At 71.9% G+C, this 16,713-nt stretch carries 15 protein-coding genes; 13 read left to right on the forward strand and 2 right to left on the reverse strand.

What is annotated here, in order from left to right; all coding sequences use genetic code 11:
• Nucleotides 1–17 precede the first annotated feature (17 nt).
• Both ABEA24_RS36390 and ABEA24_RS36395 read left to right on the forward strand, forming a co-directional pair.
• Complete coding sequence (locus ABEA24_RS36390) at nucleotides 18–551, forward strand: YbhB/YbcL family Raf kinase inhibitor-like protein (protein WP_345436969.1); 534 nt, start codon at nucleotides 18–20, stop codon at nucleotides 549–551.
• A gap of 73 nt (nucleotides 552–624) precedes the next feature.
• Complete coding sequence (locus tag ABEA24_RS36395) at nucleotides 625–1,017, forward strand: VOC family protein (RefSeq protein WP_345436971.1); 393 nt, start codon at nucleotides 625–627, stop codon at nucleotides 1,015–1,017.
• 52 nt (nucleotides 1,018–1,069) lie between these two features.
• On the opposite strand, the gene ABEA24_RS36400 is transcribed toward ABEA24_RS36395, so the two are convergent.
• Nucleotides 1,070–2,449 carry a KamA family radical SAM protein gene (locus ABEA24_RS36400; RefSeq protein WP_345436973.1) on the reverse strand — a complete coding sequence of 460 codons (1,380 nt, stop codon included), beginning with the start codon at nucleotides 2,447–2,449 and terminating at the stop codon, nucleotides 1,070–1,072.
• 399 nt (nucleotides 2,450–2,848) lie between these two features.
• On the opposite strand from ABEA24_RS36400, the gene ABEA24_RS36405 reads away from it, so the two are divergent.
• From ABEA24_RS36405 to ABEA24_RS36450, 10 genes are all read left to right on the forward strand, one after another.
• Nucleotides 2,849–3,988: a glycoside hydrolase family 18 protein gene (locus ABEA24_RS36405; RefSeq protein ID WP_345436975.1), complete on the forward strand. Its 1,140-nt coding sequence runs from the start codon at nucleotides 2,849–2,851 to the stop codon at nucleotides 3,986–3,988.
• Between the two features lie 102 nt (nucleotides 3,989–4,090).
• Nucleotides 4,091–4,873: a DUF998 domain-containing protein gene (locus ABEA24_RS36410; protein WP_345436977.1), complete on the forward strand. Its 783-nt coding sequence runs from the start codon at nucleotides 4,091–4,093 to the stop codon at nucleotides 4,871–4,873.
• On the forward strand, nucleotides 4,870–5,718 hold the full coding sequence (locus tag ABEA24_RS36415; protein ID WP_345436979.1) for an alpha/beta fold hydrolase: 849 nt from the start codon (nucleotides 4,870–4,872) through the stop codon (nucleotides 5,716–5,718). The genes ABEA24_RS36410 and ABEA24_RS36415 overlap by 4 nt, the downstream gene beginning before the upstream one ends.
• On the forward strand, nucleotides 5,715–6,083 hold the full coding sequence (locus tag ABEA24_RS36420; protein ID WP_345436981.1) for a hypothetical protein: 369 nt from the start codon (nucleotides 5,715–5,717) through the stop codon (nucleotides 6,081–6,083). The genes ABEA24_RS36415 and ABEA24_RS36420 overlap by 4 nt, the downstream gene beginning before the upstream one ends.
• A 374-nt stretch (nucleotides 6,084–6,457) precedes the next feature.
• Nucleotides 6,458–7,480: a phosphate acyltransferase PlsX gene (gene plsX / locus ABEA24_RS36425; RefSeq protein WP_425551285.1), complete on the forward strand. Its 1,023-nt coding sequence runs from the start codon at nucleotides 6,458–6,460 to the stop codon at nucleotides 7,478–7,480.
• 70 nt (nucleotides 7,481–7,550) lie between these two features.
• Complete coding sequence (locus ABEA24_RS36430; protein ID WP_345436983.1) at nucleotides 7,551–8,702, forward strand: saccharopine dehydrogenase family protein; 1,152 nt, start codon at nucleotides 7,551–7,553, stop codon at nucleotides 8,700–8,702.
• Between the two features lie 189 nt (nucleotides 8,703–8,891).
• A complete protein-coding gene (argS, locus tag ABEA24_RS36435) occupies nucleotides 8,892–10,628 on the forward strand; it encodes an arginine--tRNA ligase (RefSeq protein WP_345436985.1) in 1,737 nt (578 codons plus the stop codon).
• 267 nt (nucleotides 10,629–10,895) lie between these two features.
• Entirely contained in the window at nucleotides 10,896–12,431 is a 1,536-nt protein-coding gene (locus ABEA24_RS36440) for a hypothetical protein (RefSeq protein ID WP_345436987.1), read from the forward strand.
• 33 nt (nucleotides 12,432–12,464) lie between these two features.
• Nucleotides 12,465–14,015, forward strand: a complete 1,551-nt coding sequence (locus ABEA24_RS36445) for a hypothetical protein (protein WP_345436989.1) — start codon at nucleotides 12,465–12,467, stop codon at nucleotides 14,013–14,015.
• Between the two features lie 51 nt (nucleotides 14,016–14,066).
• Nucleotides 14,067–15,542 (forward strand): glutamate-cysteine ligase family protein, encoded by a 1,476-nt coding sequence (locus ABEA24_RS36450; protein ID WP_345436991.1) that lies wholly within the window; start codon nucleotides 14,067–14,069, stop codon nucleotides 15,540–15,542.
• Here the strand turns inward: ABEA24_RS36450 and ABEA24_RS36455 are convergent.
• A complete protein-coding gene (locus tag ABEA24_RS36455) occupies nucleotides 15,536–15,781 on the reverse strand; it encodes a DUF2630 family protein (protein ID WP_345436993.1) in 246 nt (81 codons plus the stop codon). The two genes, ABEA24_RS36450 and ABEA24_RS36455, sit on opposite strands and share 7 nt — an antisense overlap.
• Before the next feature lie 365 nt (nucleotides 15,782–16,146).
• Here ABEA24_RS36455 and ABEA24_RS36460 point away from each other — a divergent pair, with 365 nt between their 5' ends.
• Complete coding sequence (locus ABEA24_RS36460) at nucleotides 16,147–16,695, forward strand: hypothetical protein (RefSeq protein WP_345436995.1); 549 nt, start codon at nucleotides 16,147–16,149, stop codon at nucleotides 16,693–16,695.
• The last annotated feature ends 18 nt before the right edge of the window (nucleotides 16,696–16,713 follow it).

Raw genomic sequence — 16,713 nt, forward strand, 5'->3', positions numbered from 1 at the left:
CGATCGAGGAGATTGCCATGGCAGGTCGGCCACCGCTGCCCCATGAGTTCCTGCCCGAGGTCCCGTCCTTCACCGTGTCCAGCGACGACGTGGCGCACGGCGAGCAGATGTCGAACGCGCACGTCTTCAACGACTGGGGATTCAACGGCGAGAACCTGTCCCCGCACCTGCGCTGGGAGGGCTTCCCCGCGGAGACCAGGAGCTTCGCCGTCACCTGCTACGACCCCGACGCCCCGACTGGCAGCGGCTTCTGGCACTGGGTCCTGTACGACCTGCCCGTGTCGGTGACCGAGCTGCCGACCGGGGCGGGCGGCGGTGACTCCAAGGAGCTGCCCGAGGGCGCCAAGCACGCCCGCAACGACTACGGGAACAAGGAGTTCGGCGGAGCGGCCCCGCCGCCGGGCACGCCGCACCGGTACGTCTTCACCGTGCACGCGCTCGACGTCGAGGAGCTGGGCGTGCCCGATGAGGCGTCGCCCGCCGTCGTCGGCTTCAACATCACCGCCCACACCCTGGCCCGCGCCCAGATCGCCCCCGAATACGGCCACTGACGGCCGCCCGACCACGGCCGGCCCCCGCTCGGACGGAGCGGGGGCCGGCCCGTGGCGGTCCTACACTCGACGGGTGATCGAACTCGTGCGCCTGGACCACCTGGTCCTGACCGTCGCCGACATCGACCGGACCGTCGACTTCTACACCCGGGTCCTCGGAATGGAGCCGGTCACGTTCGGTGCGGGCCGCAAAGCGCTCAACTTCGGACCGCACAAGATCAACCTGCACCGGCAGGGCGCGGAGTTCGAGCCGAAGGCCGCCCGGCCCACGCCTGGGTCGGCGGACCTCTGCCTGATCACCGAGACGCCGATCGACGCGGTCGTACGCCACCTCGAGGACTGCGGCGTGCCGATCGAGGAGGGCCCGGTCGCCCGTACCGGCGCGCAGGGCCCCATCACCTCGGTGTACTTCCGCGACCCCGACGGCAACCTCATCGAGGTCTCGGCTTACCCGCCTCCCGAGTGACCGCGTTCGTGGGGCCGCACCACGGGTACGGCCCCACATTTCGCGGCCAGGGCTATGGCAGGGACGGGCCCGCCGCGACGACGTCGTGCGCGGTGACGTCACCGCCCGGGACGATGCCCTCGAATGGGAACCGGTCTCCGAAGGCCGGTCGGAGGTCGGTCAGCCAGACGGCCTCCGGGTCGTACTTGGCGAAGAACGGCCGGTTGACGAACTCCGGGTCGCGGCACTGGATGAAGTGCAGGACGAACAGCTTCTCCCCGCCGATCTCGACGACGCCGTCGACGCACACCTTGCCGGGCGTCGCGGACATCGACGGGCCGCGCACGGTGCGGCAGAGCCCCGAGACGTTCTTGTAGGCGTCTCGGAAGACCTCGTACGCGCGGGCGAGCGGCACGGCGAAGTAGTCCTGCGGTCCGGTGTCACGTTCCACGAACATGTAGTAGGGCACCATGCCCAACTGCAGCTGTCGCCGCCACATGGTCTCCCACGTCAGGGGCATGTCGTTGATCGTGCGGATGAGCGGCGCCTGCGTCCGGATGACGGCGCCGGTGTCGCGGATGCGCCGGCTCGCCTCCGACACGAGATCGGGATCGAGCTCGCGCGGATGGGTGAAGTGCGCCATGAACGCGAGGTTCTTGCCCGCGTCGACGACCTTCTCGAACAGGCGGAGCGTGTCGTCCGCGTCGGGGTCGGTGACCCAGCGCTGCGGCCAGTACGCCAGCGCCTTGCTGCCGATCCGGATCGACTCGAGCTGCTCCAGCTCCAGCAGCGGCTCGATGTAGCGGCGGAGGACGGGCTCACCCATGATCATCGGGTCGCCGCCCGTGATCAGGACGCTCGTGACCTCCGGGTGGGCGAGCAGGTAGCGCTTGAGCCGGTCGACGTCGTCGCCCGCCATCTTCAGGTCGGGCTCGCCGACGAACTGCGCCCACCGGAAGCAGTAGGTGCAGTACGCGTGGCACGTCTGCCCCTGCTTCGGGAAGTACAGCACGGTCTCGGGGTACTTGTGCTGCACCCCGGGCACCGGCTCCTCTTTGAGGGTCGGGATGTTGAGCTGCAGCTGACCCGCCGGGTGCGGGTTGAGCTTCATCCGCACCTCATGGGCGGCGGCGTCCACCTCGGCCTTAGGTGCTCCCCGGCGCAGCAGGTCGGAGATGCGGGCGACGTCCTCCGCGGGAAGCATGTCCTCCTGCGGGAAGACGAGCCGGTACATCGGGTCCTCCGGAGCGGCGGACCAGTCGATCAGCTCGTCGACGACGTAGCTGTTGGTACGGAACGGCAAGACCGTCGCGACCGCCTGGATCGCCAGGCGTTGCTCGGCGGTCAGCCCAGCACGAGCGGTGAGCTCGTCGAGGTGCTTCGCCGTAAAGGCGCGGAACCTGCGGCCGGTGGTGTTCACCGCGGCCGGCGCCGCGTCGTTGACCAAGGTCACGTTGACGTTACTCCTCCGAGTCGACGGGAAACGCGCGTGCGACGCCTGTCTCATCGGGTCCCATCCGGACCCGCCGCAGGCGTCCGCTGTCGGGGTTCGCCCTCCTTCACGGTCTGGCCGCGACGCCATCACGCCGCGGCTCGCCACGCTCCCCACCCCTATTGAACCGTTAAGCCCCGTTTCTTACGTATTTGGTACCCGCACTTGGGCATATCGATGCTCAACGGCGGGCCCCGCTGAACGATCAACGTCTGAGCAGCCACGGAAGTGCCCCGCCGACACGCGGAGGCCAATTCGTGATCTTGTCCGAAGGCTGCGCCATACTGCGGGGGACGGATCCCACCAGCGACAGCGGTCACCCTCGTCAGCGGTGTCCCTGCCGCCCCACGAGGAGAGGTCGTGGGCAGACACCGCAAGCGCCGCGCATCACCCCGCCTGAGCCGCAGGATCGCGCTGCTCTCGGCCGGTCTGCTCATCCCCGGCACGGGCGGTGCCGTGCTCGCCGCGACCGCCCACCTCGAGCAGCACGCCACCCCCTCGGCCCGGTCCCGTCTCGACTCCCGGCCCGGCGCGGCGATGACGGAGCTCTCCGGCCCGCGCACCCAGGCCACCGCCGCCCGGCCCGCGCCCGCCGCGCCGTCGGCCACCGCGCAGCCGGAGGCGACCGTCTCGGCCGCACCCGCCGCCCGGATCACGTTCGCCCCGTACGCCGACGTGCTCAGCTGGCCGCCGCTGGACTTCGCCAGAACCGCGGCGCGGACCGGCGTACGGGACTACACCGTCGGCTTCGTCGCGGCCGGCGACGGATGCACCGCGACGTGGGGCGGCACCACGCCGATCGGCGACCCGGTCGTCCGGAGGCGGCTCGCGAAGGTCCCCGGCGAGGCCATCGTCTCCTTCGGCGGCCCGCACGCCACCGAGCTCGCCCACGGCTGCCCCGACGTCGACGACCTGACCGCGCGGTACCGCTCCGTGCTGGCCGCCGCGGACACGCAGCAGATCGACTTCTTCCTGACGGACGAGGCGCTGGCCGACAGCGCGTCGGCCGGGCGCCGCGCCCAGGCACTCGCCCGGCTCCAGCACGACGACCCGCGCCTCCGCGTGTCCTTCACGCTCCCCCTGCACCGCTCCGGCCTCACGGACACCGCGCTGGCCGCGCTGCGTGGCGCCGCGGCGACCGGGGCCGACGTCTCTACCGTCGACCTCCTCCCGGCGGGCGGCACCGGACCCGCCCTGATCTCCGCCGCGACCGCCGCCCACGGCCAGCTGCAGCGGGTCTACCACCAGGACGCCGCCACGACGTGGCAGCGGATGGGCATCGCGCCCGTCATCGGCGTGGCGGACACCGGTGCCGGGTTCCAGTCCGCCGACGCCCGGCAGGTCCGCGACTGGGCGGCCGCCCACCGGCTGGACCGCCTGTCGATGTGGTCGATCACCCGGGACACCCCCTGCACCCTGGACACCACGGCCAAGAACGACACCTGCAGCGGGCTGGACGAGGACGCCGGCGTTTTCTCCAGAATCTTCCAAGGATCGTAAGAACACGCACTTCGCGGCTTAAGTCCGCCGCAGGGTAGTCCCCAGCAGCCGGTACCGGATACCTATGCTGGAAGTCGAGCGGGGGATCCGAAGGAAGTGAGAGTGAGCTCGTCCGAGCGTTCACGTGACCTGGGGCGTGTACCGGCGTTCGTGCCGCCCCTCGCTGCCGTCGCGGGCGTCGTCTACAGCTCCTGGATCCTGCAGTTCCTCCTCAACCCGCACCTGGACGCCGTCAACGGGTACGTCAGCGAGCTGTCCGCCACCGACCAGCACTTCCACGGGCTCTTCTCCGGCTGTGACTTCCTCGCGGGCGCCCTGTCGATCACGGTCGCGGCCGCCGTGCTGCGCCGGCTCCGGCCCCGTGGCTGGGCGCTCGCCGGCTGGCTGGCCCTGCTGCTGTTCGGGATCTTCTCGATCGGCGACTCCCTGTTCGCCATGGACTGCGCGCCCAACTCCGACCCGACCTGCGCGCTGCGCGAGCGGTCCCAGACGGTCTCCTTCGCCCATGAGTTCCACTCGGTGACGAGCACGCTGGTCGTCATGAGCGGCATCATCAGCCTCATCGCCCTCACCATCGCCGCCCGCCGGTACGACCGCTGGCCGGTGCTCGCCCGCTGGAGCTGGCCGGTCATGGTCGTGGAGACCACGACCGCGCTGGCCACGCTGCCCCTGATGTACTTCGGCCTGGCGCTCGGCGTCATGGAGCGCATCCAGGTGACCGTGATCTCGGTGTGGCTGTTCGTCATCGCCGTCGAGCTCTACACCGGGCGACGCCGCGCCCGCGCCCCCGGACGGATCGTCACCCGCCCGATCCGGCGGACCGGGAACACGGCCGTACGGAAGGCCGGGGACGCGACCGTACGGGAGAAGGCCACATACCCGTGAACGATCGCCTGCCCGGCGAGATCGTCACCGTCGGCGGAGACCGCCTGCACGTCGTCTCGGACGGAACCGGATCCCCTCCTCTGCTGCTGAGCGCCGGGCTCGGCGGCGCCTGGTTCGACTGGATCCCCGTCGTCCGGCTGCTCCGCGACCAGCGCCGCACGATCGCCTTCGACCGCCCGGGCCTCGGCGGCAGCCCTCCCGTACGGCGGACCGGCACCCTCCGTGCGGAGGCCGACCGGCTCGCCGCGCTGGCCCGGTGGGCGGGCGCGCCGGTGACCGTGGTCGCGCACTCGTTCGCCGGGTTCCACGCCGAGGCGTTCGCGCGGCTCCACCCGGACCTGGTCGCCGGCATGGTCCTCGTCGACCCGAGCGCGGAGCCCGGGACGCCGAGGTTCGCCGGCCCGCTGACCCGCCTCGCACCCCTCGCCCGCCTCACGGGTACGGTCGCTGGCGTGACCGGCTTCGCCCGGCTGGCCGGGCCCACCGTCCACGGTGTGGCGATGCGGATGATGAGCGCGCGCGGGAACGTCGCGCCCCCGGAGTTCGTCCGCGCCGTCTGCACCCGCGGGCACGTCCTGGGGGCCCTTCTCGTCGAGGACACCACGTACCGACGGATGGCCGCCGACCTGCTCACCCTTCGGCGGCACCGAGCGTTCCCCGACATCCCCCTGTGCGTGATCACCGCGCTCGGCGACATGCGCGGCGCCGGCGGGAAGTGGCGGCGGGCGCACGCCGCCCTGGCCGCGCTCAGCCCGCGAGGGCGGCAGATCGTCCTCCCCGACGTCGGACATCTGGTGCAGGTCGACCGGCCCGACGTCGTCGCCCAGGCGGTGCACGACCTGTGAAACCGTTCGCGTTCGTCCTGATCACGCTGATCGCGCTGCTGGCGGGCTCGTGCGGCGATCCGGTGCGCAAGGTGTCGGAGAGCTCGCTGCTCAACGCCACCGCCAAGGGCGCGGCCGACGAGCTGCGCGGCATCGGGTACACCGTCCGCGCCCGCATGGACTGCCGGACCCTGTCGGCGGACACACTGTCGGTCGTCCGGGTGCGGTGCGTCGGCCGTACGAACCGCAACGAACCGGTCCGGGTGGACGCCGTCGCCTACGAGGCCGGCTCCGTCCATCCGCGCCAGGACTACGTCATCACCGTGAGCGGCCGTGAGGTCGTCCGCCGACCCTGCCTCGGCCAGGGCTGTCAGGACCCCGGATGACGGGCCGGACCGCAGGACGCGCCGACGGGCGCGCCGAGAGGCGGATCGAGACCCGGCCCGGCAGGCCGACCTGGAGGAGGACCGAGGGACAGACCGGGCGGCAGACCGACGGGCAGACCGGGAGACCGACTGCCGGACCGGCCGGCAGACCGGGCGACGGGCAGATCGGCAGAGTGGCCGAGGAGCAGACCGGAAGGCCGTCCGAGGGACAGTCAGGCACAGTCGCCGACGGGCAGACCGGCGGACCGGCCGAGGGACAGACCGGGAGGCGGGCCAATGGGCGGGCCGGAAGGAAGGCCGGCGGGACGGCCGAGAGGCGGGTCGAGGGACGAGCGGACGCCCGCGCCGAGGGTCCGCGGATCGCGGTGGACGCGATGGGCGGCGACCACGGGCCGGAGGAGATCGTGGCCGGTGCCGTCGCCGCGGTCCGCGAGCACGGCGTCCGGCTCGTGCTCGTGGGGCAGGCCCGCCGCATCCGGGATCTGCTGCGGGAGCACGACGCGCTCGGCGAGGTCCCGATCGTGCACGCCGAGGACGCCTTGGCCATGGACGAGGGGGCACTGGCCGGGTGGCGGCGGCCCCGCTCGTCGGTGGCGGTCGCCTGCCACCTGATCCGCCGGGGCCACGCCGCCGCGCTCGTGTCGGCAGGGTCCACCGGCGGGGTCGTCGCGACCTCCCGGCTGCGCCTGCGCGGACAGCCCGGCGTCATGCGTCCGGCGCTCGCGGTGGTGCTGCCCACCCGCCCACGCCCCACGGTGCTCCTGGACGCCGGCGCCACGGCCGACGCCAAACCGGAGATGCTCGTCCAGTTCGCCACTCTCGGCACCGCGTACGCGCGGATCAGGCTCGGCGTCGAGTCACCGCGCGTGGGACTGCTGACGATCGGCGAGGAGGCGGGCAAGGGCAACAAGCTGACCCGCCGCGCGCACGAACTGCTGTCCGGGGACGTGCCCGGCGTTCACTTCACCGGCAACGTCGAAGGCACCGACCTGCTGACCGGCACGGTCGACGTCGTGGTCACCGACGGGTTCACCGGGAACGTCGCGCTAAAGACCATCGAGGGCGCCGTACGGCTGGCGGTCACGGAGATGCGCACGGCGATCGGCTCCGGCCGGATCTCCCGGGTGGCGGCGCTGCTGCAGCGCCGGCAACTGCGCGGGCTGCGCGACCGCCTCGACCCGGAGACGCACGGCGGCGGCGTGCTCCTCGGCCTGAACGGCACCGTCGTCATCGCGCACGGCGCCTCGCGGGCCACCGGCGTCGCAGCCGCGTGCGTCCTCGCCCGCGACCTGGCCGTCGGCCGGATCGTCGAGCAGATCGGCGAGGGCCTGGCCGTCGCCCGCCCGCACCGGTTCCCCCGCCGTACGCACGGCGAGCCCGACACCGAAGGCCCCTGACGCGTGTGGCTCGCCACAGTCGTTCCGTTACGCCTTCCTAGAACGGGGTTCTAGGGGGTAAGCAGGACCCATGGATCGTCCCTTTGACATCGTGCTGTTCGGCGCCACCGGGTTCACCGGGGCGCTCACCGCCGAGTATCTCGCCGCGCACGCGACCGGGACGTGGGCGCTGGCCGGGCGGAACCCCGCGAAGCTCCGGGCACTGAGCGATCGGCTGGGGCTCGATCTGCCGCTGCTGCGGGCCGACGCGTCCGACGCCTCCTCCCTGCGGGAGATCGCCTCGTCCGCCCGGGTGGTGATCAGCACGGTCGGCCCGTACGTCAGGTACGGCGAGCCGCTCGTGGCCGCCTGCGCCGAGGCCGGCACGGACTACGTCGACCTCACCGGGGAGCCGGAGTTCGTCGACCTGATGTACCTCAGGTACCACGCACGGGCCGCCGAGACCGGGGCGCGGATCGTGCACGCCTGCGGGTTCGACTCGGTGCCGCATGACCTGGGCGTCTACTTCACCGTCCAGCAGCTGCCCGAGGGCGTCCCGTTGCAGGTGCGCGGATACGTCCAGGCGAGCGGCGCGCCCTCCAGCGGCACGATCCACTCCGCGATCACCGCGGCGGCGCACTTCCGTACGGCGGCGCGGATCCACCGCGAGCGGCGGCAGGCGGAGCCTCCCGTGCCGGACCGCCGGGTCCGCGCCGTTCAGGGCCGGCCGCACCGGAACGCCGGACTCGGCGCCTGGGCACTGCCGCTGCCGACCATCGACCCCGACGTCGTACGGCGCTCGGCGGCGGCCCTGGACCGCTACGGTCCGGACTTCGCCTACAGCCACTTCGGGGCGGTGCGGCACCTGGCGTCCGCCGTCGGCCTGGCCGCCGGGGCGGCGGGCGTCGCGGCGGCCGCCCAGGTCGGTCCCGTACGCGACCGGCTGCTCGAACGGTTCACGCCCGGGGACGGTCCCTCGCCCGAGAGGCGCGCCAAGAGCTGGTTCAGCGTGCACTTCGCCGGCGAGGGCGGCGGCCGGAAGATCGTCACCAAGGTCTCCGGCGGGGATCCCGGCTATGAGGAGACCGCGAAGATGCTCGCGGAGTCGGCCCTGTGCCTGGCCTCCGACGACCTGCCCGAGACGGCGGGCCAGGTCACCACGGCCCAGGCGATGGGCGACGCGCTCCTCGCCCGGCTCCAGCGGGCCGGCCTGGAGTTCAAGGTGGTCGGCGAGACCGCCTGACATCACTTTGCCGCCCGTACGGACGGTATCCCGCCCCTTTTGCCCCCTCTGGACGTCAAGAACGACGGCAAAGACCTCGCGGCGCGCTCCCCCGACGCGAATATTCGGACGGGACCGCAGCCGCTCGCCGATAGGCTTTAAGGACGCCGCAGCCACAGGCTGCCGAAGCCGTACTCACCGAGGATCTTGATGTCCGACCCGCAGCACGTTCTCGCCGCCCGCGTCCAGGCCGCTCTCGGAGCGGCGTTCGGAGAGCCCGACGCCGACCCGGTGATCCGCCCGTCGCAGTTCGCCGACTTCCAGGCGAACGTCGCGCTCCCGCTCGCCAAGAAGCTGGGCCGAAAGCCGCGCGACATCGCGACCGAGATCGTGGCGCGCCTCGACGTGTCCGACGTCTGCGAGAAGGTCGAGATCAGCGGCCCGGGGTTCATCAACCTCACGCTCAGCGCCGGCTGGATCGCCGGGCAGGCCGAGGCGATGTACGGCGACGAGCGGCTGGCCGTCGAGAAGACCGGCGCGCCGCAGACGACGATCGTGGAGTACTCCTCGCCGAACATCGCCAAGGAGATGCACGTCGGCCACCTGCGGACCACGATCGTCGGCGACGCGATCGCGCGGGTGCTGGAGTTCGCCGGGCACCACGTGATCCGGGACAACCACGTCGGCGACTGGGGCACGCCGTACGGCATGCTGATCGAGCTCCTGCTCGACGTGGGTGAGGGCTCCGAGGAGGCCAAGCTCCTCGAGACGGACCCGAACGCCTTCTACCAGTCGGCCCGGGAGCACTTCGGCTCCGATCCGGAGTTCGCCCAGCGGTCGCGGGAGCGGGTCGTGAAGCTCCAGGCGCACGACCCGGACACCATCCGGCACTGGGAGCGGCTGGTCGAGCTGTCGAAGATCTACCTCCACAAGGTGTACGGCCGGCTCGGCGTCACGCTGACCGACGACGACATCCGGGGCGAGAGCTTCTACGACGACATGCTCGGCGACATCGCCGACGAGCTGCGGGCCAAGGGCATCGCGGTGATCAGCGACGGCGCGCTGTGCGTGTTCCCGCCCGGGTTCACCGGCCGGGACGGCGACCCGCTGCCGGTGATCATCCGCAAGAGCGATGGCGGCTACAACTACTCCACCTCCGACCTGGCCACGATCCGGTACCGCGTCGACAAGATCAACGTCGACCGGATGATCTACGTGGTCGGCAGCCAGCAGGCGCTGCACTTCCAGATGGTCTTCGCGGTCGCCCGGATGGCGGGCTGGCTGCCCGAGGGAGTGAGCGCCGAGCACGCCCAGATCGGCAACGTGCTGGGCCCGGACGGGAAGATCTTCCGGACCCGGAGCGGCAAGTCGATCAAGCTGACCGAGCTGCTGGACGAGGCGGTCGAGCGGGCGGGCGCGGCATTCGACGAGGTCCCACACGACGAGCCGTTCGACGAGGAGACCCGGCGGCAGGTCGTCGAGGCGGTCGGCATGGGCGCGGTGAAGTACGCCGACCTGTCGACGGCGCGCGGCAGCGAGTACGTCTTCGACTTCGACCGGATGATCTCCTTCCGGGGCAACACCGGCCCGTACCTCCAGTACGCCACGGCGCGGATCCGGTCGATCTTCCGCAAGGGTGGCCTGGCTCCCGACGAGGCGACCGGGCCGATCGCGCTCGGCCACGACGCCGAGCGGGCGCTCGCGCTGCACCTGCTGGGCTTCGGCGCCGCCGTCCACCAGACCGGCGAGACCGCCGAGCCGCACCGGCTCTGCGCCTACCTCTTCGAGTTGGCCGCCGCCTACACCACGTTCTACGAGAACTGCCCGGTGCTGAAGGCGCCCGACGAGGCCACGAAGGCGTCCCGGCTGGCCCTGTGCGCACTGACCCTGCGCACGCTGGTCAAGGGCCTGGAACTGCTCGGCGTCGCCACGCCGGAGCGCATGTAGCCCAGCAGACCGTCGCTCCCGCGCTCGCGCCGCGAGCGCGGGAGCAGGCGCTCAAACGCGCCGTCCTCCTTCGTCCGGTCGCTGTGCCGGATGGCGCTCGATGGCGCGAGCGCGGTTCGCGGCGCCCAACGCGCCGTCTTTCCTTGTCGCTCCGGTCGCAGTCCAGAGTGCGCCCACTAACGCCCCTTTCGTACGGAACGCACGGAGGCCGCCGTACGTCGCATCTCCGGCGAATACAGTGCCGGGTCTGATCAAGGAGGCGGCGGCGTGAGCGACTGGGCCGACTATCGGCAGGACCGTCAGATCCGCGGCCTGCAAGAAGAGGTCAACGCGGCCTATGACTACGCGGACCGCAGGTCGCGGACGCTGCAGTCGAAGCTGTCGGAGGTTCAGGGCACGCTCGAGCGGCGGATCGACCGGCTCTCCCGGTCGTTCGACGCCTTCGTCGAGCTGTCGGACCTGCGGATGGAGCTCGCGGCGTTCGACCGGGAGTCCGCCATCCGTGCCGAGACCCGGCGGCTGCTGCGGGCGGTCGCCGACCCGCCCCGCCTGGACCTGGCGGACTGCCCCGGCTACTGGCTCGGACCGGCCGCCGAGGCGCTGCACGCCCTGCTCCGCGGCGACGAGGTGGCCGCCGAGTCGCACGCCGCCGAGGCGACCAGCCGCGACGAGGAGCGGACGACGCTGTTCCTGACGCTGGCGCTCGCGATGGCGGGCCGGCACGCGCTGGTCACGCCCTGGCTGGCACGGGCCCTGCCGCCCCTCGGCACGACGGTCACCCAGGTGCAGCGGCTGCTGTGGACGGCCTGCGCCGAGGGCGTCTTCGGCGAGACGGGCCGCTCCCACATCGAGCAACGGCTGGCCGAGTTCGTCGACGGCCTCCCGGCCGAGGCGGCCACCGCGGAAGGCGGTCGCTGGCGAGAGAAGATCGCCTCCGAGGGCAGCGGCCGGGCGGAGACCTCCTGGCTGCCGAGGGTGCTGCAGTCCGAGGCCGCGCTGACCGAGCCGCCCGCGTACGCCGCCCGCCTCACCCGCCTGCGGGCCCGCATCGAGGAGACCCTTCCCGCGGCCGAGCCCCCCGCCGAGACGGCGGACACCGTTCCGGAGGAGTTCGGCGCGCTGCTGACCAGGCTCGTCGACGAGGGCAGCGCCGACGAGGCGCCCCTGCTCGCCCGGGCCCGCGAGCTGCGGCAGATCATCGAGAACGGCACGGCGACGCCGCCGAAGGCGTGGGACGACCCGGAAGGTGAGACCCGCGACCTGCTGCGCGGCGACATGTTCGAGCAGAGCACGCCGGCCCGGCGCCTGCTCGCCCTGCGCGCCGGACGGCGCTGGATCGCCGCGGCAGCCGGCGACCTGGCGGAGAAGGCGTCCCATCGTCCTCCGGAGCGCCTACGGGTCCGGGTCGGCGGCTATCACCTGTCGATCGGACCCGACGGGCCGGAGTCGACGGCGGAGACGGAGGCCGGGGTCGACGCCGAGTACGCCACCAACCCCCTCGCCGAGCGGGCCGGTCTGATCCTGGCCATCGCCGGCATCGTCCTCCTGGCCGTCACGATCCCCCTCGGGCTCGGCGCCCTCCCGGTCCTGCCCGCAGTGGTGGCCGTCGGCGGGGCGATCCTCTGGCTGACGCAGCGGCACGCCCGCCGGGTGGCCGCCGAGGCCGCGGTCCGGGAGAAGGCCCGGATCACCCGCGAGGCCGGACAGATCACCGAGGCCATCCGGGAGCATCGCTCCCGCTACGAGACTTTGGCCACGTCGGCTGCGAAAGACCGGGACGCGATCCTTGCCATCGTGGCCTAGTCGCGGCCTCATTACCGACGAGGAGGGGGTTGTGTGAGCAGCGACTGGTGGACCGACTACAGGCAGAGTCGCCAGATCCGTGAACTGCAGCGCGAGGTGGAGGCCACCCGTGACCGCGGGGAGAAGGACGCGCGGAGGCTCCAGTCGAAGCTCACCGAGTTGGAGAGCGCAGTCGATCAGCGGCTCGACCGGCTGACAGACTCGTTCAACGCCTTCGTCGAGCTCTCGGAGCTGAGGCGGGAACTCGCGGCATTCGAGCAGGAGGCCCAGGTCCGCAGCGTGACGCGGCGGCTTCTGGTGCGTCTCGCGGAGGGGGGCGCCGACCTGCCTCCGCTCGAAATGGACGAATGTCCGGGTTACTGGCTCGCACCGGCCGTCAAGGCGCTGTCCGCGCTGGCCCGGGGCGATGAGGTGGCAGCGGACGAGTACGCCGCCGTCGCGAGCGAACGCGACGAAGACCGTACCGCGCTCTTCCTCACGCTGGCCCTGGTGGCGGCGGAGGCACACACGCTGGCCGCCCCATGGCTGGCGCGGGCGTTGCCGCCACTCGACCTCACGGTCACCAGGATTCAACGGCAGCTGTGGACCACCTGCGCGAGCGGGCTCTTCGGCGAGCCTGGAAGGGCGCACGTCGAACGGCGCCTCGCCGAACTCGTCGACGGGCTTTCGGCCGAAACCGCGGCGGCGGAGCGGGACTCGTGGCGCGAGGCAGCGAACTTCGCCGTACGTGAGGAGGACCGCCCCTGGCTGCCGAGAACACTGCGTAAGGTGACCTCGCTGGCCGATCCGCCGGTGTCGGCGGTGCGCCTGGCCCTCCTGCGCGCCCGGGCCGAGGAGGCGGTCGGCGCGCTCGACGCGGGCGAAGATCTCACGGGCGCCGCGCTCCCGGAGGACCTCGGCTCCGTGCTGAACGCACTCGTCGATGAGGGCAGTCCGCGCGAACGGCCCCTGATCGATCGAGCCTGGGAACTCCGCCAGATCATCGAGAATGATGCGGAGCGGCCCGAGCCGTGGGATGCCCCTGCTGGGAACACCCTCGAGCTGCTCCGCCGTGACATGTTCGAGAGCGAGCGGCGGGCGCTTCGGGCCGTCGCGACGCGCGCCGGCGGCAGGTGGCTCCGCGCGGCCGCCGAAGACCTCGCGGACAAGGCGTCCTTGAGACCTCCGGAGCGTGTTCGCGTACGGGTCAACGACCACTTCGCATGGGTCGGTCCCAAGGGACTGGAGTCGCGGGCCGAGGTCGAGGCCGAGATGGACGCCGGCGGTGTCATGAGTCCTTTGCCTGAGTGGGGTGGCCTCGCCGTGGCGGTCCTCGGCGTGACGGTCCTGGTCCTCGCGGTGAGTACCGGGCTGACCTCGCTCGCGATCGTCTCCGGCGGGGCGGCCGCCGGCGGCGCCCTCGTCTGCGTCAAACGAAGGACCGACCGGCGGCGGGCCGACTCGGCGGCGGCCCGGGAGAAGGCCGCCCTCGCCGTGGAGGCAGGGCGGATCGCCGAGGCACTTCGGGAACACGGATCCCGGCATGAGACTCTCGCCACGTCGGCCGCGAAAGATCGGGACGCGATTCTTACCATCGTGGACTAGGGGTATGCCTTCCTCCGAGGAAGGTGGGACGAACACCCCCGGAGGCTTGGCATGGGCAGGGACGTGGCGGCGGTCGCCATCACCAAGGAGGACCGGCGGCGTTACAGGGAAAAGGTGCGACGCTGCCTGGAAGCCCTGTCGACGATGCTGCGCGACTCGCGGTTCGAGGACGACCGGGCCTCCATCGGCATGGAGGTCGAGCTCAACCTCGTCGACGAGACCGGCCGGCCCGCGATGCGCAACGCGGCCGTGCTCCAGTCCATCGCCGATCCCGGCGCCTGGGCGACGGAGCTCGCGCAGTTCAACATCGAGATCAACATGCCGCCGACCTCTCTGGCCGGCAAGTCGCTGGCAATGCTCGAGCAGAGCATCCGTGACAATCTCAACCACGCCGACGGGCGGGCGCGCGAGGTGGGCGCGCGGCTGGCGATGATCGGCATCCTCCCGACGCTGCGGGAGTCCGACGTCGGCGAGGCGGCCCTGTCGGCGAACCCGCGCTACAAGCTCCTCAACGAGCAGGTCCTCGCGGCCCGCGGCGAGAACCTCGCGCTGGACATCGAGGGCGTCGAGCACCTCTGTACGTCCGCCGACTGCATCACGCCGGAGGCGGCCTGCACGAGCGTCCAGTTCCACCTGCAGGTCGGCCCGGACGACTTCGCGGCGTCCTGGAACGCCGCCCAGGCCATCGCCGGGGTCCAGGTCGCGCTCGGCGCGAACTCACCGTTCCTGTTCGGCCGGGAGCTGTGGCACGAGACCCGGCTCCCGCTGTTCGAGCAGGCGACCGACACGCGGTCCGAGGAGCTCAAGGTCCAGGGCGTACGGCCCCGCGTCTGGTTCGGCGAACGCTGGATCGACTCGGTCTTCGACCTGTTCGAGGAGAACTCACGCTACTTCTCCGCACTGCTGCCGATGTGCGAGGACGAGGATCCCCTGGAGGCGCTGGCCAGCGGCGAGATCCCCGAGCTGGCCGAGCTCTCGCTGCACAACGGCACGATCTACCGCTGGAACCGCCCGGTGTACGCCGTCGTCGACGGCCGCCCGCACCTGCGCGTGGAGAACCGCGTCCTGCCCGCCGGCCCGACCGTCGCCGACACCATGGCCAACGCGGCCTTCTACTACGGCCTCGTACGGGCCCTGGCGGAGGAGGAGCACCCGGTCTGGGAGCGGATGCCCTTCGCCGCGGCCGCCGACAACGCGCGCCGGGGCGCGCGGTACGGCCTCGCCGCCCGGGTCTTCTGGCCCGGGGTCGGCGAGGTGCCGGTCACCGAACTCGTCCTGCGGCACCTGCTCCCGCAGGCCGTCACCGGCCTCGACCGGTGGGGCGTCGACACGATCGTCCGCGACCGCCTGCTCGGCATCGTCGAACGCCGGTGCGCGACCGGCCGGAACGGCGCGACGTGGCAGGCGGAGACCGTCCACGCGGCCCACACCGACCGCGAGGAGGCCCTGCGGCTCATGACATGCCGCTACATCGACCGCATGCACACCAACGCGCCGGTGCACACCTGGCCGATCGGGCGTTACTGAAGGTAGCCCTCGACCTCGCCCTCCGGCCTGGACTCGGCGGCCTCGGGGTCCTCCCCGGCGTCGCGCCGCGCCCGACGCTGGCGCAGGAGGTCCCAGCACTGGTCGAGCTGCACTTCGAGTGAGCGCAGCCGCTGGTGCTCCTGCTCCGCGGTCAGGTCCCCCTTCTGCAACCGCTCGCGGAGCGTGTGCTCCTCGTCCACAAGCTCGTTGATATGACCGAGAATCTCGTTGTCCTGCATCCTTGGATCACCTCTCGACGACAGTTTGTCAGCTCCGCGTCGCGAGCGGCATTCAGGAGTGGTCTGGGCTCGCCGGGCTCGGTCCCGCTCGGCGATGATCGTTGGTTCTCCATGGGTCTCTCACGTCAGGGACCGGGCGGCGTCCGGGCACACGCAGGGCCGGAGCCGTACCGCCGCGGCGGGGCGGTACGGCGCAGCGCCGGCCGCGCCCTGGCCGTCACAGCGGATTGCGGTTCCCCACCAGCCCGTTGAGGAACCCGCCGGCCCGCTCGGATGTCGGCCCGCCGACGGTCGCGGTCTCTGGTGGCGGTGCCGATGGGGCCTTGGCGGTGGCCTTCGCGGTGCTCTTCGGCTTCGCCTTCGTCGTGGTCCTGGCCTTCGCGGTCGTCGTCTTCTTCGCGGTGGTCTTCTTGGCCGCCGTGCTCTTGGCGGCCGGTTTCTTCGCCGCCGTGGCCCTGGTGGTCGTGGCCCTCTTCGTCGTCCCCCGGGACGGCGCCGCCGTCGGCATCTTCATCGCCGACATCGACTTCGCGGCCGTGGTGAGCGACTCGGCTGCGGTCATCATCGCCTTGGTGGCGGTGTTCATCGCCTTCAGGGCGGTGTTCATCGCCTGGGCCGAGTTGGTGGCCTTGCTCGCCGCCGCCGTCATCTTCGACGCCGCCGACGAGACCTTGGTGGCCGCGGACGACACCTTCGTCGCGGCGGCCGCCGGAGTGACCGAAGTCCTGGACGTGCTCGTGGTCTTCTTCGCCGTCGCGGCCTTGGTGGACGGCTTCTTGGCAGTGGCGGTCTTCTTCGCTGTGCGGCTCGAGCTCGCCGTGGAACGGCGGGCGGTCGACCGCGTCGTGGTATTCGTGGGCACTGATCCATCCCCCCGTGTTGATCAGGTACGGAGGGATGCATTCCACAATTGACGACGATCTACACACCGC

It is taken from the genome of Actinoallomurus vinaceus (assembly GCF_039542055.1).
In the GTDB taxonomy this organism is placed as follows: Bacteria; Actinomycetota; Actinomycetes; order Streptosporangiales; family Streptosporangiaceae; genus Actinoallomurus; species Actinoallomurus vinaceus.

Excerpts from the sequence above, each read along its gene's own strand:
- ABEA24_RS36390 (WP_345436969.1), top strand. The coding sequence starts at position 18 with ATGGCAGGTCGGCCACCGCTGCCCCATGAGTTCCTGCCCGAGGTCCCG.
- plsX (WP_425551285.1), top strand. The coding sequence starts at position 6,458 with ATGGGCGGCGACCACGGGCCGGAGGAGATCGTGGCCGGTGCCGTCGCC.
- ABEA24_RS36430 (WP_345436983.1), top strand. The coding sequence starts at position 7,551 with ATGGATCGTCCCTTTGACATCGTGCTGTTCGGCGCCACCGGGTTCACC.
- argS (WP_345436985.1), top strand. The coding sequence starts at position 8,892 with ATGTCCGACCCGCAGCACGTTCTCGCCGCCCGCGTCCAGGCCGCTCTC.
- ABEA24_RS36450 (WP_345436991.1), top strand. The coding sequence starts at position 14,067 with ATGGGCAGGGACGTGGCGGCGGTCGCCATCACCAAGGAGGACCGGCGG.
- ABEA24_RS36455 (WP_345436993.1), bottom strand. The coding sequence starts at position 15,781 with ATGCAGGACAACGAGATTCTCGGTCATATCAACGAGCTTGTGGACGAG.